This is a genomic window from Jiella mangrovi (genome assembly GCF_017815135.1).
Classification (GTDB): Bacteria; Pseudomonadota; Alphaproteobacteria; order Rhizobiales; family Rhizobiaceae; genus Jiella; species Jiella mangrovi.
The window spans coordinates 1-20,258 of the sequence record NZ_JAGJCF010000004.1 but is presented as its reverse complement, the minus strand read 5'-3'; the positions used below and the strand labels follow the sequence as shown (position 1 = coordinate 20,258).

The following is a 20,258-nucleotide window of genomic DNA, read 5'->3' as shown; positions in this document are numbered from 1 at the left end:
TTATGACTGGAATATATTGCATCGCACCATGAATTTCAAGGGTAATGCTGCACTGCACTCGTCGTGGCGTGCGGACGCCCCCCGGTTGTCGAATCCTGAACTTTCTGAAAAAATTTGAGCAAGGTGAACACAATCCCAATGATTTAAACTGATTGGTAAGCGGACGCGGCTTAGCCTGTCGGGTATGAAAGGCCCATAGAAGGGTTCGTGCCGCCGCGTTTCACCGGAGAAACCGTCGGAGGGGCGAACCTCGCGGTGCCAGCAACACGATCGAAGAGTTAATTCGTGCCATTCGACCTGTCGCAACTCAGACGCGCCGCCCGATCCGCCATCAAGCTCTCCGCCGTCGCCGTCATCGGTGCCGGCGTGCTCTTGTCCGGCGCCACGGGTGAAGCCGGTGCCGCCAATCCGAAATATGCCGGCTTCGTCATCGACGCCAACAACGGCAAGGTCCTCTACCAAGATCGCGCCGACGAATATCGCTACCCGGCCTCGCTGACCAAGATGATGACGCTCTACCTCACCTTCGAGGCCCTAAAGAGCGGCAAGATCCACAAGGGCGACAAGATGCCGGTCTCGGCCTATGCGTCCGGCCGGCCTCCCTCCAAGCTCGGGCTGCGACCCGGCACGACGATCACCGTCGAGGAGGCGATCTATTCGCTGGTGACGAAGTCCGCCAATGACGCCGCGGTCGTTCTGGCCGAATATCTGGCCGGTTCGGAAGCGCAGTTCGCACGGCGGATGACCGACAAGGCCCATCGCCTCGGCATGACCCGGACCGAGTTCCGCAACGCCAACGGCCTGCCCAATCCCGATCAGCATACGACCGCTCGCGACATGGCGACGCTGGGCATCGCACTGCGCGAACATTTCCCGGAATATTACGACTATTTTTCCACCCGGTCGTTCAATTTCCGTGGCCGGCGAATCGGCAATCACAACCGCGTTCTCAACCGGTATAACGGCGTCGACGGCATCAAGACCGGCTATATCAACGCCTCGGGCTTCAACCTCGTCACCTCGGTGAAGACCGACGGCAAGAGCGTCGTCGCCGCCGTCTTCGGTGGTACCTCGGGCCGCTCGCGTGACGACCACATGGTCGATCTTCTCAAGCGCTACATGCCGAAGGCCAGCCGCCGCGACACCGGTCCGCTGATCGCCGCCAAGCCCAATCCGAACGTTCAGGTCGCGTCGGCCGAGCCGGATCTGCCAAAGCGCGGGCCGATCCCGGACTTCCGCCCGGCGACAGGCGGCATCTCGATCAACGACCGGATCGCCATGGCCTATGGCAGCGATGCGGGCAACGAGATCGCAGCGCGCATGCCGCTGCCCACCTCCCGTCCGCTGGTCGGCCGAGACGCGATCAGGGCGGCTCTCGTCGACGATCGTCCGGCTCTGTCCAACGCCGCTGCCGCGATCCTGCCTCTGGCGCGCCCCGCAGCCGCCAGGGCGGTGAAGCGCCCGTCCGAACCGCTGATGCGGCAGGCGTCCGTCGACGGCGCGGCCACCGGTTCGATCGACCGCGAGACCGCAGCCGAGGTCGTCCAGCCCTCCAAGCCCTCGTCGCCCTGGGTCGTCCAGATCGCCGCGACCGAATCCGCCTCGCAGGCCATGTCGATGCTGAGCAAAGCCAAGGCGGCGGTCGGTTCGCCGCTGGCACAGGCGGAGCCGTTCACCGAGAGCATCTCGACCGGCGGCAGCACACTGTACCGGGCGCGCTTTGCCGGCTTTGGGTCGAAGGATCAGGCCTGGAAGGCCTGCGCGGCCCTCAAGAACCGGTCCTACAACTGCTACGCCGTTCCGAACTGAGCAGGGCCCACCGCCTTCGGCGGTGGTTCTCACAAACCAAGACGTGTCGTCGGGGCATGATGCTCCGAAAGGAAGTGCGCGCACTTCGCCGGATGGGCTTTGTCCAGCTTTTCCGGCGCAGCGGCGAACGGCTTCCTGCGACCGGCCGCACGGCATGACGCCGCATTGCCGGAAAGGCGCCTGAACCGGCTGACCCATGGGGATGGGCAATGCCGGCAGGGGCGAGGGCGGGAAAGCTTTCCTGTCCGATCTGATGCGGCGGCGACCCTTCATCCCGGGCGCCACCGTCCGTTCCCTCCCCAGCTTCGAGGCCGCGTCACGACAAGGACCGGACCGGACGGCGGGAGAGAATAAGAGTGTTGAGTTGCGAGGGGAAGTCATGTCGATCGAGAACCGAAATCTGACCGTTCCGACCCGCTCCGGTCCCGTGCCGGAAGCGATTCCGGTCGGCATTCATCCTCTGCAGCAAGCGGCTCTTCGTCTCGGCGAGGCGCGCGACGGCCGCTCGCGGATGAAGGCCAAGGAGCTTGTCGGTCTGCTCTTGTCTTATGGCGCAAGGGCCTGGCGTTCGTCACAGCCGACCAGCCATACCCGCATCCGCACCATCACGCCGAACGGCGCGGTGGCCGTGCGCATGCGCTTTCGCTGATCGATACAGGCGTCAGAGGACGCCGAGTTCCTGCAGGGCGATGGAGAGTTCCGGCGGCAGGCCGTCGCCGGCCTCGCCGTGGATCATGACGTCGGAGGGCGCATCCTCTGCCCTCAGATAGCGCCATCCCTGAAACGGGCGTTTCGGCTGATGGCGCGTAAGGACCAATGTCGGGTCGAGCATGATTCGGCAGCGCCCGATGCCGGCGTCGTCCGTGAACGGCTCGATCCCGGTGATCGCCTGGCGGGCCTGAACGCTGCCGCGAATGACCCAGTAAAGCGATCCGCCGTCGAGAAGCTCGTCCGTCCGCTTCGGCACCATCCGTGTGACATGCCAATGATGCGTCCCACCGGACATTGCCAGACGATTCGCGATGAACGCGGCGAGATCGTCCGGGCTATCGGCGCCGACGCAGAGCTTGAGCAGATTGAGGGCCATGGTCCGCTTGTGGCGAAATTCGCCGCGAGAGCCAAGAGCAAGCCGGCAGAACGTCACCGATATCCTCAGATGAGGATCGCCGCCCCTGGCAGCCGTCGCACCTCGGATACCGCTTCGACGCAGGCCGCGTTGAAGCACCAGCCTGAACCGGTTCCGGCGGTTTCGCGATGTCGATTGAGACTGTTATTTGGGCCACGCGGCGGGAGCGTCTCCCGCAGGCATGGCCACGTGTCAGTTGGCGGCGATCGCCACCGTTTCTGCGCCGGTAAAGAGAAAACCGATCACCATAAAGGCCGAGAAGATCGCGACCGTCCACACGGTCACGCCCCAGCACGACTTTTGCACGCTGTCATCCATGATCAGAAAGTGTCCTGAACCCCAGAGTTTCGTGCCGCCGGTCTTTCCCCCGACCGCGAGCACGGGCGTTAATTATCGCTTAACACAGCGCCCTACAAGCGGCCCCCGCAGGAAAATATGGGCCGTCTTTTTGCATAGCAGCCTTGCATCAGCCTTTCCGTTAGGCTCGCATGGCAAGCCCTAACCGGGAGTGAACGGGACAAGCCATCGTGCGTGCCGGTTTCAGTCCCGCACAAGAGACCGCGAAATGACATTTGCCGACAGTCTTGCCCTCGTCCTCTTCCTGTCTGCGTGGGTCATATACAATTTCGTCGTCGAGCGACATGCCCGGGCGGGCCATGGCCTTTCGGGCGCGATGAACGTCCAGCGGGCGGTATGGATGCGGGCGATGCTGACCCGCGATCTGCGGATGATCGACACGGCGATCATGGCCGGCCTGCAACAGGGGACGGCGTTCTTCGCCTCGGCCTGCATCTTCGCCATCGGCGGCTGCTTCGCCCTTCTGGGCGCCGCCGAGCGGATCTCTTCGGTCGCAGCGGATCTGCCGTTTTCCGGCGGCATCGACAAGGCGCTGGTCGAACTGAAGCTGTTCGGGCTGGTGATGATCTTCTGTTACGCCTTCTTCAAGTTCGGCTGGGCCTATCGCCTGTTCAACTATTGCTCGATCCTCATCGGCGCGGTGCCGATGCGCGAGGAGGCGGCAACCGACAAGGCCGGCGCAGACCGCGCCGTCGAACGGGCCATCACCCTCAACCGAATCGCCGGGCGCCACTTCAATTCGGGTCTGAGAGCGATCTTCTTCGCCGTCGCCTATCTCGGCTGGCTGATCGGGCCGCTGGTACTGATGGCCTCGACGGCCCTCGTCGTCGCCATCCTGCTCAACCGGCAGTTCCGCTCGCCGGCGCTGCGGATCCTCGCCGAATAGCGGCCGAGCCGCCGGTATCGGCGCGCGGCGCCGGGAACAGGGCGTCCGTGCGCCCCTGCAGCCAGTAGGCCAGAAGCCCGAGATATTCGCGAATGGCGAAATGCACCTTCTCGACATTGCGCACACTCGCCGTCGACGGGCGCCAGACCTCGCTTCCGCCCGGCGTGCGATAGTCCACCGGATAGGGCAGGACGGCAAAGCCGGCCTTGCGGAAGCAGCCGACGGCTCGCGCCATGTGAAAGGCCGAGGTGATCAGGAGCCAGGTCTCCCCCGGCCTGGGATCGGCAAGCTCCTTGGCATAGACGGCGTTTTCGTAGGTATCGCGGGCCTTGTCGTCGAGGACCAGCCGGTCCGGCGAAAGACCGGCGCCGAGGAAGAACGCCTTTGCCGAAAGCGTCTCGGGAACGTCCTCTGCAAGAACCGAGGCGTCGCCACCGGAAAAGATCACCTTCGCGGCCGGGTATCGCCGGGCGAGGATCAGCGCCTCGGTCGCCCGATCCGCCGCCTCGTTGAACTCGGCGCCGCCTCTGGTTCTGGCAATGCGCGTGTCGAATGCGCCCCCCAGAACGACGATGCCGGCGACGGCCTTCGGCAGTTCGGGACGGGGAAACCGGTCTTCCAGCGCGGCCATCATCAGGAGGCCGAGCGGCGAAAGGCTGACGACGGCAAGGCTGGCGAAGGCAAGCCCCATGAGCGCGAATCCGAGCCGCTTCCAGCGCAGCCCTGCGATCACCAGCCCCAGCGCCATGAGAACAAGGATGGCGACGAGAGGCTGGACGAGAAACCAGACGATCTTGGCGACGTAGAAGAACAGGGGGTCGAACTCCGGATGAAGGGCGGTGCATCGCCCCGAGCCATCGACAGGACGGCGAGGCATGTTTGAGGCACAGGCGTGGCGTGCCGCCTCTGGCGAAGAATGGCAAGATGGGCCCTCGGCGGGCGGCCTACTCCGCGGCCGAGCGGGACTTCTTCTTTTCGTCGTCTGGATCGCCGCCTGAGACCTCGTCCGCCGCCTGTCGCCGTGCCTTCTTCACCTCGACGCTTGCGCTGTCCTCGCCGCGATCGCCTGCACCAGCCCCTCCCCCGCCGAAGCTGCGGTCCCGCGCAAACGTCACCGGCGTGCGCATCAGGATCTCGCGATGCGGGAACGGAATTCCGATGTCGTTCTCCTTGAAGGCATCCCACAGGGCCAGCAGCACCTCGCCCCTGACATTGGTGAGCCCGGCCGGCGGGTCCTTGATCCAGAAGCGGATGATGAAATCGAGCGAACTGTCGCCAAAGCCGGTCAGCCAGCAGACCACCGGCTTGTCCGAAACGACACGGCCGACCGAGGTCGTCGCCTCCTTGGCGATGCGGATCACGTCATGGGGGTTGGAGTCGTAGGAGACGCCGAAGGTCACGTCGATTCTGACGAGATCGTTGGAAAACGACCAGTTGATCACCTGGTTGGTGATGAAGTCCTCGTTGGGGATCAGATATTCCCGGCCGTCCCGGGTGATGACGGAGACGAAGCGCGCACGCAATTCGCGGATCCAGCCGAAGGTGTCGCCGAGCGAGATCGTGTCGCCCGGCTTGATCGAGCGATCGGTGAGAATGATGATTCCCGAAATGAAGTTCGACACGACCTTCTGCAGGCCGAAGCCGAGGCCGACGCCGAGGGCACCGGACAGGACGGTGAGCGCGGTCAGATCGACCCCCACCGCGGCAAGGCCGACGAGGCAGGCGACGAAGACGAGCCCGACCTTGAGAAGCTTGCCGATCAGGACGCGCAGCGCCGGCGTCAGCTCGTCGCTGCGCTTGATCCGCGTGTCGAGGAAATTGCCGACGACCGAGGCGAGCCAGAAGGTCAGCGCCAGGACGACGACGGCCTTGATCACCAAGAGCGCGGAGATGCGCGATGCGCCGATATTTATGGCGGTTGCGTCGAGAGCCTTTGAAACCGGGTCCAGGAGATCGAGGATCGACAGCGCCGCAACGATCCATGCGCCGATGGCGATGATCCGCGACGCCAGCTTGTTGCGCAGGATGCGTGAGGCGACCGAGATGACGAGATAGGCGAGGCCGAGGTTGAAGACGACCGAGATGATCGAGGAGCGCGGCCCCCCGGCGGCGCTGTCGATCAGGGTGAGGATCCACAGGCCGAAGACGAAGTAGACGAGCTTCATGCGCCGGCGGATCGCGACGATGATCCGCAAGAGGCTGGGCGCTGCCCGGATCTTGCGCGCCTGAGCCTCGAGGGGGCCGCGGGTCAGGCGATTGAGAGCGAGGGCGATGAGAAAGCAGACGGCGATGGCCCCGATCTGGGCGAGGCTCGACGGCTGGTAGAAGAATTCCAGCGCCGAAGCTGCCCATCCCGAAACCTGCTCGCCGATCCGGTTCAGCGTCGCCGAATCCATCAGGCACGATCCCAATGCGGCGCGAAGGAAGGATCGACCAGCCGCTCGTTGCGCCGCGTCAAGGCACTGATCGCCGCCTGCTCGTCACCGGTCAGCTCGAAGTCGAAGATCGCGAGGTTCTCCGCGAGCCGCTCTCGCTTGGAGGTCCGCGGAATGGCTCCGACGCCGTCATGCTCGATCTCCCAGCGCAACACGATCTGCGCCGGCGACTTGCCGTGGCGCTCGGCAGCATCGCGGATCACCGGATGGTTCAGCACATCCCCGCCCCGGCCAATCGGCGAATAGGCGATGAGGCCCATATCGTGGCGGCGGCAGGCGGAAAGCACCTGTGCCTGCGACAGGAACGGATGATATTCCACCTGATTGCAGACCAAAGGATGCGAGGCCATCGTCGCCGCCTCGTCGAGCAGCGTCGAGGTGAAGTTCGCGACCCCGACATTGGTGGTCAGCCCGTCATCGACGGTGGCGCAGAGCGCGTCGATCGATTCTTCGAGGGCGATCTCCGGGTTCGGCCAGTGAATCAGCAACAGATCGACCGGGCCGATGCCGAGCCGGTCGATCGAATCGCGCGCGGCCGCCGCAATGGCGTCCTCGGAAAGATCGGTCCACCAGATCTTGGTCGTGACGAAGACGTCCTCGCGCTGGATCCCGCTCTTGCGAATGCCCTCGCCGACCTCCTTCTCGTTGCCATACATGCGGGCGGTATCGATATGGCGGTAGCCAAGGTCGATCGCGCGCGCCACCATGTCGACGCATGTTTCGCCCTCCAGCGTGAAGGTTCCAAGGCCGATGGCCGGGATCTTCGCGGTTCCCGCTTCGATGATCTTCATGTTTTGCCTCTCTGGTCTTCGGGCGCCCTTGCGCGTGCTCTGGAGAGGGGAAATAGGCGCAATGAGCGGTGTTGCACGTCCGATGCGCTTCTTGCGCGCAACCGCTATGAGCTCCGGCGGGGTTTGAAGGCTGCTAAGCCGCTCCATTTGCCCCGCCTCACAGCCTTCGCCGGAGGATCGAGAGCTAGGCTGCGCCGCGGTTCCGTCAAATCGTCAGTGTGCACGAAACGATCCTCGAAGGCCGACCACAGCTTGATCGATAAGGCGCAGCGTTCGACGCTTCGTCATTCTCGGGCCCCGTCCCGAGAATCTAGAAACGTTCGACACAACAGAAGCTTAATCGGCGCACTGGATGCTCGGGACGGGGCCCGAGCATGACGAGCGCGATAAAAGCGGATGCCTGATCTCGCAGTGTCAGGCACTCGATATGCGCCGTTCAACGAGACTGTCGTGCACCCTGTCAAATCGTGCGATGGACGCCTTACCTCTTCGAAAAACAAGCATCGCGCTCGCCGAAAAGCGATTCCGATTTTCAGGCCGATGCTGTAGAGGCAGCGCGACCGGAAGGGGATTTCAGTGCCTGAGAGCATCAGTCCGTCGGCCCGCGGGCGGGTCGAGATCATCGACATCGCGCGGGCGGTCGCCATCGCCGCCATGGCGACCTACCATTTCACCTGGGATCTGGAACACTTCTCCTATGTCGCGGAAGGCCTGACGGCCCAGGGCGGCTGGCGCATCTTCGCGCGCTGCATCGCCTCGAGCTTCCTGTTCCTGGTGGGCTTCTCCCTCGTTCTCGCCCATGGCCGTGAAATCCGCTGGCGGAAATTTCTCGTCCGCCTGGCCCAGATCGTCGCCGGCGCCATCGCCGTCACCGTCGCGACCCTTTTCGTCACGCCCAACAGCTTCGTCTTCTTCGGCATCCTCCAGCATATCGCGCTGGCAAGTGTTCTCGGCCTCGCCTTCCTGCGGCTGCCGGCCGTTCTGACGGCGCTTTGCGGCGTCGCCGTCGTCGCGGCGCCAAGCTTCGTCACGCTGCCGGGCTTCGACAGCCGCTGGCTCGCCTGGATCGGCTGGTTTTCCGAGAAGATGCCGCTGTCCAACGACCTCGTGCCGATCTTCCCGTTCTTTGGCGCCGTCCTGATCGGCATCGCGGCGGGCCGCATCGCGGTCGATCGCGGCTGGATCGCCATGATGCGCGGCTGGAACGACAGGCTCGCGGGGCTCTGGCCGCTCGGCGTCGCCGGCCGTCACGCGCTGATCATCTATCTCCTGCACCAGCCGCTTCTTTATGGGCTCGTGGCGCTGTTCACGATTGTCGCACCGCCCGATCGCGACGCGATCTTTCGCGGCGACTGCAACAGGGCGTGCCTGGCCACCCGGGACGCCGCCTTCTGCACCGATTACTGCGATTGCGCGGAGACGCGGCTGAAGAGCAAGAACCTCTTCGATTCCCTGATGAAGAACGATGCCGGACCGGATGAAATGAGCCGGATCCGCGAAATCACGGCGGCCTGCAGCTTCGATCCCAAGGGATAGCGCTTTGCCCCGAGGGCCGGCTGCCGGTGTCAGCCGGAACGTTTCTGGCCGACCCCGAGCTCGGCCATTCGCGTGAGGCACGCCTCTTCGGCGGCCTCGAGCTCGCCGAGCATGTCCTCGATGTCGCGGCGCTTCTGTTCGAGCTCGGCACGCCGTTCGGCGACCTTGGTCACGATCGCCCGCAGCTGCCCCGCCTCGCCGGGCGGCTCGCGATACATGTGGACGATGTCGCGGATCTCGGAGATCGAGAAGCCGAGCCTTTTGCCGCGCAGGATGTTTCTCAGGAGCTGGCGGTCGGAGGGACGGAACAGCCGCGTGCGCCCGCGCCGGATCGGGTGGATCAGACCCTCATCCTCGTAGAAGCGGATCGTCCTCGTCGAGATGCCGAACTCGCGCGTCAGCTCGGTGATCGTGTAATGTTCGCGCATATTTCCCCGGAGGCACTGCATTCCCGGATATATGCTTGCGCCACGATTTACGTAAAAGTCAAATCTGCATGGCAAATGAGACTGTGAGGCTGTCAGCGTGGTGAACGGACCGGCTGGCTCCCGGCCCGACGTCCGGCGGCGCGTCAGATCGAAAACCACCAGCTCGCGAGCCCCAGAAAGGCGAAAAAGCCGACGACGTCGGTGACCGTCGTCACGAACGTCCCCGAGGCGATCGCGGGGTCGGCGCCGAAATGGTCGAGCACCAGCGGGATCAGGATCCCCGCCAGCGCGGCCGCCAGCATGTTGACGATCATCGCGACGGCGATGACCTGGCCGAGCGCGACATTGGCGAACCAGACCGCCGCGACGACACCGATGACGACGGCGAACATCGCCCCGTTGAGAAGGCCGATCAAAACCTCCCTGCGCACGATCCTGCCGGCATTGTAGATGTCGAGATCGCGCGAGGCGAGCGCGCGGACGGTCACGGTCATGGTCTGGGTGCCGGCATTGCCGCCCATCGAGGCGACGATCGGCATCAGGACGGCGAGCGCCACCATCTGCTGGATCGAGGCATCGAACAGGCCGATGACCAGCGAGGCGAGGATCGCCGTGGCGAGATTGACGAGCAGCCAGAGAAAGCGCGAGCGCGCCGCCGTGACGACGGTATCGGAAATCTCCTCGTCGCCGAGGCCGGCCATGCGGCGGATGTCCTCTTCGGCCTCCTGCTGGACGATGTCGATGACGTCGTCGATGGTCAGGATGCCGACCAGCCGATCGTTCTCGTCGACGACGGCGGCGGACAGAAGATCGTATTGCTCGATGGTCTGTGCGGCTTCTTCCTGGTCGGTTTCGGCCGGGATCGCATGGCGCGTCTCATGCATGATCTCGTCGATCTTCTCGGGACGCTTGGCCCTGAGGATGCGGTCGAGATCGACGGCGCCGAGGAGCTTGAAGGTCGGATCGACCACGAAGATCTGGGCGAAGGAATCAGGAAGGTCCTCTTCCTCACGCATGTAGTCGATGGTCTGGCCGACGGTCCAATAGGGCGGCACGGCGACGAACTCCGTCTGCATGCGCCGGCCGGCCGATTCTTCCGGGTATTCCAAAGAACGGCGCAGCCGCAGCCGCTCGCGGAAGGGCAGCTTGGCGAGGATTTCCTTGCGGTCTTCCTCTCCCAGATCCTCCAGAATATAGACGGCGTCGTCCGAATCGAGCTCGCGCAGGGCCTCGGCCACCTGCTCGTTCGGCATCGCATCGACGATCGACAGGCGGATCGCCTCGTCGACCTCGGTCAGCGCGGTATAGTCGAACTCCTCGCCCATGAGCCTGACCAGCGACTGGCGCTGGTCGTGGTCGAGATTGCGCAGGACGTCGCCGAGCTCCGATTCATGCAGGGGCGCGATGGTCTGGCGCAGATAGGCCTGATCGTCCGTGTCGACGGCGTCCTTGACGCGGTCGAGGAAGTCTTCGGCGAGGTAGCCCTCCTCGTCATAGATGCCGATGCGAGGTTCGGGGGAAGGCGCGTCCAAGCCATGCTGCGTGTCAGCCATGTTGCCCTCCCTTCGAAAGCTGAAATGATCAGTAGTCACCCGCGTCTAACGCAAGCGGCGGCAAACAAGAATGCCCTGAATGCCGATTTCCGCGCCCCCGCACAACGTCGTGTGGCAAATGGTGAATCAGCCGACCCGCGGGCGGCGGCCGCCGCCTTCGTTTGACCGCAAAGCGGTTCGATAAGCCATTCAAACGATGTCGGAACGGGAATTGCCGAAAATGGCTACCGTTGCGCGACCGCTGGCAGCACCTTGTCGAGACCAAGAGTAGCCGTCATGAGATCTCCCTCGGCCGCCTTCACCGCCTCGCGCTTCGGACTGGGACTGCGCCCGACCGGCAGCGACGTCTTCGGCAGGGATCCCGTCGCCGCCCTTCTGGACGAGGTCGAGATCGAGGCCAGAGCCCCCGCCGGGCAGGCCCTTCCCACGAGCCGGGAGATTTTTTCCGGCGTCCAGACCCACCTCGCCCGCGTCGCGGAGATGAAGAAGGCCAGCAGAGCCCTCGTCATGGGCGAAACTGGCGCATCGCCGGCCGATGACGGAAGCGCCGGCATGCGGCCCGGCTCTGGCGAAGCCGACGACCCGGGCATGATGCAGGCGGAGGCCAGGGCCGCCGACAAGCCGGAAAAGCCGCAAAGGCCTCAGGTCGACGCCTACAACGCCGAGTTCGAGGCGCTGATCGCGCGCAAGCATGATGCACCGATCGGCTTTTACGAGCGGCTCGTCGATTTCTGGTCGAACCACTTCGCCATCGAGAAAGACCGCAATCCTCGGGTGATGGCGATCGTCGGGGCCTATGAGCGCGAGGCCATCAGACCGCATGTCCTCGGCCGCTTCGAGGACATGCTGCTCGCTGTCGCCCAACATCCGGCGATGCTCTATTACCTCGACAACTACCTCTCGGCAGGCGTTCACAGCCGGGCCGCCCGCCGCCGCCGCAAGCTGGGGCTGAACGAGAACTACGGCCGCGAAATGCTCGAGCTTCATACGCTCGGGGCCGATGGCGGCTATGACCAGTCGGATGTTCGCGCCCTTGCCAACGCCTTGAGCGGCTGGGGCATCGTGGTCAATCCTCGACGCCCCGATTGCGGGACATTTGCCTTCTTCGCCTCGGTCCACGAACCCGGGCCGGTGACGATCATGGGCAAGGTCTACGCCCAGAAAGGCGAGGCGCAGGCACGGGCGGTCATGGCCGATCTCGCCCGCCATCCCGCCACGGCCCGCCACATCGCCTTCAAGCTGGCCCAGGCCTTCGTCGCCGACGATCCTCCCAAGCCGCTCGTCGCGCGACTGGCTGCCGTCTTCGAACGCACCGGCGGCGATCTCGGCGCGCTCGCCAAAGCCCTCGTGACGGACCCTGCGGCATGGGACGCGCCGCGCAGGAAGCTTCGCACGCCGCAGGAATTCGTCTGGTCGTCGATCCGCGCCCTGCCGGCGAAATACGAGTTCCGCGACATCCGCCGCAGCCTCGCGATGCTCGGGCAGACCCCATGGTCGCCGACCTCGCCGGCAGGCTTTCCCGGCGATTCGCGCCACTGGCTGGCGGCAGATGCGATGACCAACCGGCTGGACTTTGCCCAGTTCCTGGCGGCCCGCACGCACCCCGAAAACCCCGTCATGCTGGCAGAAGCCACCCTCGGCGATCTCCTCACCGGCCCCACGCGCGAAGCGCTCATGCGTGCCGAGAGCCCTCGCCAGGCCTTTGCCCTGATGTTGATGAGCCCGGAATTTCAGCGGAGATAAGGCGATGGAAGACTGTCGCTATACGGCCCTCACCCGGCGCAATCTGCTCTTCGGCGCGGGCATGCTCACGACCTGGGCGATGATGCCGAAGGCGGGATATGCCGGGACGCGCGACCCCCGTTTCGTCGTCGTCATCCTGCGCGGAGCGCTGGACGGACTGGCGGCGGTGGCGCCCGTCGGCGATCCGCAGTACCGGCCGCTGCGCGGCCCCCTCGCTCTGGGTGAAGGCGGCAGGGACGTCCTCCCGCTCGCCGGCAGCTTCTTTGCCCTCAACGACGCGCTGCCGAAGTTCCACAAGCATTTCCGCGACGGAGAGGCGCTCGTCGTTCACGCCGCGGCGACGCCCTATCGCGAGCGCTCGCATTTCGACGGCCAGAACGTTCTGGAGAGCGGCCTCGACGGCCCCTCGGGCGCCGAGAGCGGCTGGCTCAACCGGGTCGCCGCCGCATTGCCGGCGGGGGAGCGTGTCAGCGCACGGCAGGGCCTGTCGATCGGCCCGACGATCCCGCTCATTCTCGCAGGACCGGCAGCCACCCTGACATGGTCGCCGCCGAATTTTCGGCCCGCCGCAGAAGATACCAGCGCGCGCCTCGCCTCGCTCTATGGCGAGACGGATCTCGAACTTGCCAGGCTCTTCTCCGAGGGGCTGGAGACCGACAGGATGATGGACGGCCGCCTGCAGCAAGTCGAGAAGGGAACGGGCCGCGCCTTTCGCGTCCTGGCGAATGGCGCGGCCACGCTGCTCGCACAGGAGGACGGTCCGCGTCTTGCCACGATCAGCTTCGAGGGCTGGGACACCCATGTGCAGGAAGGCGCCGATCACGGCCGCCTCGCCAACAACCTCACCGCCCTCGATCTCGCCCTCGACGACATCGCCCGAAAGCTCGGCCCGGCCTGGAAAGATACCGTGGTCGCGGTCGTCACCGAATTCGGACGGACCGCCTGGGGCAACGGCGGCGGCGGCACCGACCACGGCACCGCGACCACGACCTTCCTGCTCGGCGGTGCCGTGAAGGGTGGGCGGGTCATCGCCGACTGGCCTGGCCTCAGGGAAGCCGATCTGCAGGACGGCCGCGACCTGAAGCCGACGACGGATCTGAGGGCGGTGTTCAAGGGCGTGCTGAAAGACCATCTCGGCCTGTCGGAGCGCACCCTCGCCACCGACATTTTCCCGGGCAGCATCGGCGTCAGGCCGATGAAGGACCTCGTCGCATAAACCATGATGCCGTGGTGCGTCGGCTGGCCCTTTGCAAAGTCCTTTTCAGTGCGAAGCTGCTCATATATCCATGATGCGCAGTGCATGTGTTTCGCCGGCTTGGCGCAAGGCGGGTGGCAATTCCGAATTCCGGTCGCCTCGCGGTTCGCGCCTGTCCGGCTTTGACGGTTGCGTGATCCATTCGATGGCGGCGAAGGCTGTCACGGATCCCCGCCGACGCGAAAGGTTTTGGGGGAATAATGAGCGCGACGACAAAGAATATCGACGGTGCCATCGACGCGATCGGCGAGCGGGTCAGCGAAATCTGCGAGTTTCTGCACGACATCGAGGACGGCAAGCCGGTCGATTCCGAAGCTCTCGCCGAGGCGCAGCACGACTGTAGAAACGTCACCCAGTCGATGGGTTCGCTGAAACGCGTCGTGCATCGCATGAGCCGCGACGAGAGCTAAAGGTTAGTCGGGCCGCATTGTCCGCGCGTGAAAGCCGAACCGGCTTTCACTGGAAATGCTCTGGGCCGCGGCCCCCTCCTCGTCCTGGCCGCGCGCAGGGAAGGCTGCCCCGGTCTGGCGGGCGGCCGCCCTCACACGGGATCATCTCCCACCACCGGCAAACTTGCGATGGCTTGACGCTGCGCCATCTCGAAACGCATGAAGCGCTCGGTGGCCGCATCCCTTTCGCGGCAGGTCGAACCCGGTCGCGCGTTTTGAGTGAGATGAGCCGATGAGTGGAATGGTCGCGACGGACATCGCAACGCGTGTGTGGAACCACACGTTCAAGCTCGATCCGATCGTGCGCAGCCTGCTCGACACGGACTTCTACAAGCTCCTGATGCTGCAGATGGTTCGCGGCCTGCATCCCGATGTCGACGTCACCTTCTCGCTGATCAATCGCACCAAAAGCGTCCGGCTGGCCGACATCGTCGATGAAGCCGAACTGCGCGAGCAGCTCGATCATGCCCGTTCGCTGAGCTTTTCGAAGCGTGAGATGATCTGGCTCGCCGGCAATACCTTCTACGGCACCAAGCAGATCTTCCGGCCCGATTTCCTCGAATGGCTCGCCGACTTCCGGCTGCCCGAATACGAGCTCAGGCGCGTCGACGGGCAGTTCGAGCTCGACTTCCACGGCCCGTGGACCCACACCATGATGTGGGAGATCCCGGCTCTGGCGATCATCAACGAGCTGCGGTCGCGGGCGGTCCTGAAGCAGTTCAAGCGCTTCGAGCTCGACGTCGTCTATGCGCGGGCGAAGGCCAAGATGTGGGAGAAGGTCGAGCAGCTGCAGGCCCTGTCCAATCTGAAGATCACCGATTTCGGCACCAGGCGGCGGCATTCGTTCCTGTGGCAGCGCTGGTGCGTCGAGGCCCTCAAGGAAGGGCTCGGCGAGGGCTTCATCGGCACGTCCAACGTGCTCCTGGCGATGGAGGCGGATCTCGAGGCGATCGGCACGAACGCCCACGAACTGCCGATGGTGCTCGCAGCGCTCGCCGAGAGCGACGAGGAATTGCGCGAAGCGCCCTACAATGTTCTCAAGCAGTGGCAGAGCTACTACGGCGGCAACCTGCTCATCGTCCTGCCCGACACCTACGGCACCGGCTCATTCCTCGCCAACGCACCGGCCTGGATCGCCGACTGGACCGGCTTTCGGCCCGACAGCGCGCCGCCGATCCAGGGCGGCGAGGAGATCATCGCCTGGTGGCGGATGATGGGGCAGGACCCGCGCGAAAAGCTCCTGGTCTTTTCGGACGGCATGGATTCCGACACGATCATACGGACCTACCGCCATTTCGAAGGCCGCGTGCGCATGAGCTTCGGCTGGGGCACCAACCTCACCAACGATTTCCGCGGCGTCGCGCCCGAGCCGACCGGCGGGCTCGACCCGATCTCGCTGGTCTGCAAGGTCGCGTCCGCCGAAGGCCGCCCCGCGGTCAAGCTGTCGGACAATCCCGCCAAGGCGAGCGGCGATCCCGCTGCCGTCGAGCGCTACAAGCGGGTGTTCGGCGAAACGCCCTACGAGACCCGCCGCCTCGCCGTCTGAGCAGGCAGCAGGGCGGAGCCGGGCACTCGTTCTTCTCGCGACGACCGAAATGCGTCGCGGCGCCCGCGCCGTGAGCAGATCGTTGCGCGCAAGGATACTGACAGGCCAGCGCAGGCGCTGCCCGGCACCATTCCATAAAATCTCCGATCGACCGTTTGAGCCTTATCGGCTCTGGCGCGTAAACGACATGCGCGATCGGTCGCAGAACAAACGATCACTCTGCTCATTGTCGGCTTGCCTATCATAAGCAGAGTTACTATATGCACGGCATGAAAGATCATTTGCCCCCTCTGACCGGAACGAGCCTCGGTTTTCTCGTGGCGGACGCGTCCCGGCTCATACGCCGGCGCTTCGAGCAGAAGAGCCGCGACATCGACATGACGTCGGCGCAGATGCGCATCATCGCGCGACTTTGCCGGACCGAGGGCATCAGCCAGGCGGGTCTTGCCGCCCTGGTCGATCTGGAGCCGATGACCCTGTGCCGGCATATCGACCGGATGGAAGCGGCCGGGCTGGTCGTCCGGGAGCAGGATCCGAACGATCGGCGGGCGAGAAAGCTCTATACGACCGACAAGGCCCGCGCGTTGATCGAGCCGCTGCGCGTCGTTGCCGGCGAAATCTTCGATGAAGCGCAGACGGGCCTGTCGCCCGAAGAGCGAGAGCAGCTCACCGAAGCGCTGAAGCTCATTGTCAGAAATCTGTCCGAGGCCGAATCGGGATCCGAAGCGACCGTAGCGCGCCGCCGACGTCGGGACGTCGGGAGGCAGGAGGCATCCGTATGAACGCACAACCGAAAAGCCAGGAGTTCGCGGACTCGCGCCCGCTTTCGCCCAAGACCACGCCCGCGAACGACAAGGCGGGCACAGAGGGGACGGATGGCGGCAAGACGGCCGCCAACGATTCGGCTCCCGAGACATCGACGGCAACCCGCAAGCGCCGCCCGATCCGCAAGGCTCTGATGATATCGGTGCCGCTGCTCCTGGTCCTGGCCGGCAGCTATTACTGGGTTACCGGCGGCCGCTATGTCGAGACCGACGACGCCTATGTCCATCAGGACCGGGTCACCGTCATGCCGCAGGTTTCCGGCCAGATTTCCAAGGTCGACGTCGCCGAGAACCAGGAGGTCGGCGCCGGCCAGGTGCTGTTCACCATCGACGACAGCGCCTATCGCGCCGCTGTCGAGCAGGCGAAGGCCAATCTGGAAAGTGCGCGCCTGACGGTCGAAAAGCTGAAAGCCGCCTATCAGCAGGCCGTCGTCGACGCGCGCACGACGGGCGACTCGGTCGCGACGGCCCAGGCCACCTTCGACCGGCAGCAGGCGCTGGTGAAGCACGGCGTCTCCTCCCAGAGCACCTTCGACGACGCACGCCTCGCGCTGCAGAAGGCAAAAGGCGATCAGGCCAGCGCCCAGCAGGCGGTGATTTCGGCCAAGGCGGCGCTGGCGGGCAATCCCGACATTCCGACCGACCAGCATCCGACGGTGATGCAGGCCCTCGCCGCGCTCCATGCCGCGCAGCTCGATCTCGACCATACCGTGATCCGTGCCTCCGAGCCCGGCGTCGTCAGCCAGACCGACAAGCTTCAGCTCGGCCAGTATGTCACGCCCTCCACCTCCGTCATGGCGATCGTCGAGGCAGGCGACAGCTGGGTCGATGCCAACTACAAGGAAACCGATCTCACCCACATGCGGCCGGGCCAGCCCGTCACCATGAGCTTCGACGCCTATCCCGATGTCACGGTCGACGGCACCGTCGGCTCGATCGGCGCCGGCACCGGCTCTGAGTTCGCGCTCCTGCCGGCGCAGAACGCCACCGGCAACTGGGTGAAGGTCGTCCAGCGTGTGCCCGTGCGCATTCACATCGAGAAAGACGCAGGACTGCCCGCCTTGCGCGCCGGCATGAGCGCCGACGTCACGGTCGATACCGGCAAGGTGCGCGGTTTCCCCGACTTCATGCAGCCGGTCACCCAAACGCTCGGGCTCGACCAATGGATCGACGGCTACGACTCTGACGCCACCACCGATACCGCCGAGCTTCGCCAGACCGGGGCTACTGCCGCGGCACGGACGACCACGGGAGGGGCCGCCGGCGCGACCCGCTCGCAATGAGCCGGACTGGGAGCGGCCCCGGGAGCGCGGCCTCCTCGGGCGAGGCCGTCGATCCGAACAATGTCCCCTTCAAGGGCCTGATCACCGTCTCGATCATGCTCGCGACGATCATGCAGGTGCTCGACACGACGATCGCCAACGTCGCGCTGCCGAACATGCAGGGCTCGCTCCAGGCCTCGCAGGACCAGATCAACTGGGTTCTAACATCCTACATCGTCGCCGCCGCCATCATGACGCCGGTGACCGGCTGGCTGTCGGACCGCTTCGGCCTTCGCCAGGTCTTCATCGCCTCCGCCGCCGGCTTCGTCGCCACCTCCATGGCCTGCGGCGTCTCGACGAGCCTCGAGGAAATGATCTTCTTCCGGCTTCTGCAAGGCCTGTGCGGCGCTGCGTTGGTGCCGCTGTCGCAGACGGTGCTCCTGACCATCAACACCAAGGAGCAGCATGGCAGCGCCATGGCGATCTGGGGCGCCGGCATCATGGTCGGCCCGATCATCGGCCCGACGCTGGGCGGCTGGCTGACCGAGACCTTCAACTGGCGCTACGTGTTCTTCGTCAACCTGCCGATCGGCGCCCTCGCCCTTGCCGGCATGATCTTCTTTCTGCCGAACACGCCGAAGCGCCAGCGCGGCTTCGACTTCTTCGGCTTTGCCATGCTGTCGCTGTTCATCGGCGCCTTGCAGCTGTTTCTCGACCGCGGCGAACAGGCCGACTGGTTTTCCTCGGCCGAGATCTGGATCGAGCTCGGCCTCGCCATCACCGGCATCTGGGTGTTCACCCTCCACATCACCGGCCGCGACAACGCCTTCATCGATCCGAAGATCTTCACCGACCGCAACCTCGTCATCGCTCTGGTGATGATCTTCGTCGTCGGCATGATCCTCTTGGCCGGCCTCGCGCTGCTGCCGCCGATGCTGCAGAACATCCTGGGATATCCGGTGGTGACGACCGGCATCGTCCTTGCCCCGCGTGGCGTCGGCACGATGATCTCGATGCTCGTCGTCGGCCGCCTCGTCGGCCGGGTCGACACGCGCATCCTGATCTTCACCGGTCTCGTCCTGACGGCAATCTCGCTGTGGCAGATGTCGGGGTTCTCGATCACCATGGACGAGACGCCGATCATCGTCTCCGGCGTCGTTCAGGGGCTGGGGCTCGGCCTCGTCTTCGTGCCGCTCTCGACGCTCGCCTTCGCGACGCTGGAGCCGCGCTTTCGCGCCGACGCCGCTTCGCTGTTCAGCCTGATGCGCAACATCGGCTCGTCGGTCGGCATTTCGATCGTCTCGGTGGAGCTCGCCCGCAACATGGTGATCGCCAAAGCGGGTCTCGTCTCGCACATCACGCCGTTCGAGACGAATTTCACCTCCGTCGCGAACAGCCTGCCCTTCGATCACACGACGATGATGGCCGTCCTCAACCAGTCGGCCTCGGCGCAGGCCGCGATGATCGCCTATGTCGACGATTTCAAGCTGATGATGATCATCACGCTTTGCGCGATCCCGATGCTCGCACTGATGAGCCCGCCGAAGAAGCAGGGCGCGGCCGCTGGCGGCGACAGCCATGCGGCGGTGATGGAGTAAAGCGGGAAGGCGGCAGGCGAAAGTCGGCCAGCCGGGATCAGCGGGCGCGCTGGATGAACGGCGCGTCGATGCCGAGCGTCTTCATCACCGAATGGGGCGGCCGACGCATGCCTTCGCTCTTTGCCGCGGCCCGGCCGCCGATCAGGCGCGAGGTAACGGCATGATCCATGGCGAATGCCGTGAGGCGCGAGCGGTGCATTGTCTTGAACTCCAGCGGGAACGACTTTTCGTCTTGTTGCACCGCAACTAAGCGAGAAACCCGCTTCGGAGAAGCGCTCACTTCTCAAGACTCCCATGCGCATAGCGCATGACGTCACCAAAGCGTCATGCAAGGATCGAGGGGCCTGTCCGCCGAGCCGGGAGAAGCAGCTCCCGCGGCCACATGCATCGGCACGGCGCGTGAGAGCGCCGTGCGTCCGAACGGACGCCAGTGTACAAGACACGATCCTCGAAGGCCGGCCACGACTTGATCGAGAAGGCGCATCATTCGACGCTTCGTCATTCTCGGGCTCCGTCCCGAGAATCCTGTGTGTTCGAATTGGTGTATGGTGGGAGGCGGGAAGGAGGCCGAGAGAATCCTGGTCGTCCGCAAGGCAGACCGGTGCCTGGCATGGCCCCTTCCCGCGCCGTCTTCGAAACCTGAACAGTTGCATGAGGCTG

General features: G+C 64.9%; 19 protein-coding genes. 11 read left to right on the top strand and 8 right to left on the bottom strand.

Annotated elements, in window-relative coordinates; all coding sequences use genetic code 11:
* Positions 1-285: 285 nt before the first annotated feature.
* Positions 286-1,809, top strand: coding sequence for an SPOR domain-containing protein (locus J6595_RS07545; protein WP_342453122.1), 1,524 nt, complete (start codon positions 286-288; stop codon positions 1,807-1,809).
* Positions 1,810-2,188: 379 nt separating this feature from the next.
* Entirely contained in the window at positions 2,189-2,458 is a 270-nt protein-coding gene (locus J6595_RS07540) for a hypothetical protein (RefSeq protein ID WP_209593859.1), read from the top strand.
* Positions 2,459-2,470: 12 nt separating this feature from the next.
* Here the strand turns inward: J6595_RS07540 and J6595_RS07535 are convergent, their stop codons facing one another.
* Positions 2,471-2,896: a DUF1489 family protein gene (locus J6595_RS07535; protein WP_209593858.1), complete on the bottom strand. Its 426-nt coding sequence runs from the start codon at positions 2,894-2,896 to the stop codon at positions 2,471-2,473.
* Positions 2,897-3,127: 231 nt separating this feature from the next.
* A complete protein-coding gene (locus J6595_RS22735; protein WP_280890549.1) occupies positions 3,128-3,253 on the bottom strand; it encodes a hypothetical protein in 126 nt (41 codons plus the stop codon).
* A gap of 247 nt (positions 3,254-3,500) precedes the next feature.
* Here J6595_RS22735 and J6595_RS07530 point away from each other — a divergent pair, with 247 nt between their 5' ends.
* Positions 3,501-4,178, top strand: a complete 678-nt coding sequence (locus J6595_RS07530; protein WP_209593857.1) for a DUF599 domain-containing protein — start codon at positions 3,501-3,503, stop codon at positions 4,176-4,178.
* On the opposite strand, the gene J6595_RS07525 is transcribed toward J6595_RS07530, so the two are convergent.
* The 3 genes from J6595_RS07525 to J6595_RS07515 all read right to left on the bottom strand — a co-directional run bounded on the left by J6595_RS07525 (position 4,132) and on the right by J6595_RS07515 (position 7,404).
* Positions 4,132-5,055, bottom strand: a complete 924-nt coding sequence (locus J6595_RS07525; protein ID WP_245197700.1) for a YdcF family protein — start codon at positions 5,053-5,055, stop codon at positions 4,132-4,134. The two genes, J6595_RS07530 and J6595_RS07525, sit on opposite strands and share 47 nt — an antisense overlap.
* Before the next feature lie 67 nt (positions 5,056-5,122).
* The gene (locus tag J6595_RS07520) at positions 5,123-6,574 is read right to left on the bottom strand and encodes a mechanosensitive ion channel family protein (protein WP_209593856.1); all 1,452 of its coding nucleotides are present in this window, start codon (positions 6,572-6,574) and stop codon (positions 5,123-5,125) included.
* The gene (locus J6595_RS07515; protein WP_209593855.1) at positions 6,574-7,404 is read right to left on the bottom strand and encodes an aldo/keto reductase; all 831 of its coding nucleotides are present in this window, start codon (positions 7,402-7,404) and stop codon (positions 6,574-6,576) included. Before J6595_RS07515 ends, J6595_RS07520 begins: the two co-directional genes overlap by 1 nt.
* A gap of 576 nt (positions 7,405-7,980) precedes the next feature.
* Between J6595_RS07515 and J6595_RS07510 the strand changes: the two genes are divergently transcribed.
* Positions 7,981-8,940: a heparan-alpha-glucosaminide N-acetyltransferase gene (locus tag J6595_RS07510; RefSeq protein ID WP_342453121.1), complete on the top strand. Its 960-nt coding sequence runs from the start codon at positions 7,981-7,983 to the stop codon at positions 8,938-8,940.
* A 29-nt stretch (positions 8,941-8,969) separates the two neighbouring features.
* Here the strand turns inward: J6595_RS07510 and J6595_RS07505 are convergent, their stop codons facing one another.
* Positions 8,970-9,368, bottom strand: coding sequence for a MerR family transcriptional regulator (locus J6595_RS07505; RefSeq protein ID WP_209593854.1), 399 nt, complete (start codon positions 9,366-9,368; stop codon positions 8,970-8,972).
* Positions 9,369-9,511: 143 nt separating this feature from the next.
* Positions 9,512-10,921 (bottom strand): magnesium transporter, encoded by a 1,410-nt coding sequence (mgtE, locus tag J6595_RS07500; protein ID WP_209593853.1) that lies wholly within the window; start codon positions 10,919-10,921, stop codon positions 9,512-9,514.
* A gap of 276 nt (positions 10,922-11,197) precedes the next feature.
* On the opposite strand from mgtE, the gene J6595_RS07495 reads away from it, so the two are divergent.
* From J6595_RS07495 to J6595_RS07465, 7 genes are all read left to right on the top strand, one after another.
* Entirely contained in the window at positions 11,198-12,664 is a 1,467-nt protein-coding gene (locus tag J6595_RS07495) for a DUF1800 domain-containing protein (RefSeq protein ID WP_209593852.1), read from the top strand.
* A 4-nt stretch (positions 12,665-12,668) separates the two neighbouring features.
* Positions 12,669-13,880 carry a DUF1501 domain-containing protein gene (locus J6595_RS07490; RefSeq protein ID WP_209593851.1) on the top strand — a complete coding sequence of 404 codons (1,212 nt, stop codon included), beginning with the start codon at positions 12,669-12,671 and terminating at the stop codon, positions 13,878-13,880.
* Between the two features lie 239 nt (positions 13,881-14,119).
* Positions 14,120-14,329 carry a hypothetical protein gene (locus tag J6595_RS07485; protein ID WP_209593850.1) on the top strand — a complete coding sequence of 70 codons (210 nt, stop codon included), beginning with the start codon at positions 14,120-14,122 and terminating at the stop codon, positions 14,327-14,329.
* A gap of 280 nt (positions 14,330-14,609) precedes the next feature.
* A complete protein-coding gene (pncB, locus tag J6595_RS07480) occupies positions 14,610-15,914 on the top strand; it encodes a nicotinate phosphoribosyltransferase (RefSeq protein WP_209594145.1) in 1,305 nt (434 codons plus the stop codon).
* A gap of 269 nt (positions 15,915-16,183) precedes the next feature.
* The gene (locus J6595_RS07475) at positions 16,184-16,696 is read left to right on the top strand and encodes a MarR family winged helix-turn-helix transcriptional regulator (protein WP_209593849.1); all 513 of its coding nucleotides are present in this window, start codon (positions 16,184-16,186) and stop codon (positions 16,694-16,696) included.
* Positions 16,693-18,021: an HlyD family secretion protein gene (locus tag J6595_RS07470; RefSeq protein WP_245197699.1), complete on the top strand. Its 1,329-nt coding sequence runs from the start codon at positions 16,693-16,695 to the stop codon at positions 18,019-18,021. The genes J6595_RS07475 and J6595_RS07470 overlap by 4 nt, the downstream gene beginning before the upstream one ends.
* The gene (locus J6595_RS07465) at positions 18,018-19,598 is read left to right on the top strand and encodes a DHA2 family efflux MFS transporter permease subunit (protein WP_209593848.1); all 1,581 of its coding nucleotides are present in this window, start codon (positions 18,018-18,020) and stop codon (positions 19,596-19,598) included. Before J6595_RS07470 ends, J6595_RS07465 begins: the two co-directional genes overlap by 4 nt.
* 37 nt (positions 19,599-19,635) lie before the next feature.
* Here the strand turns inward: J6595_RS07465 and J6595_RS22730 are convergent, their stop codons facing one another.
* Positions 19,636-19,767, bottom strand: a complete 132-nt coding sequence (locus J6595_RS22730) for a hypothetical protein (RefSeq protein ID WP_280890543.1) — start codon at positions 19,765-19,767, stop codon at positions 19,636-19,638.
* Positions 19,768-20,258: the final 491 nt, after the last annotated feature.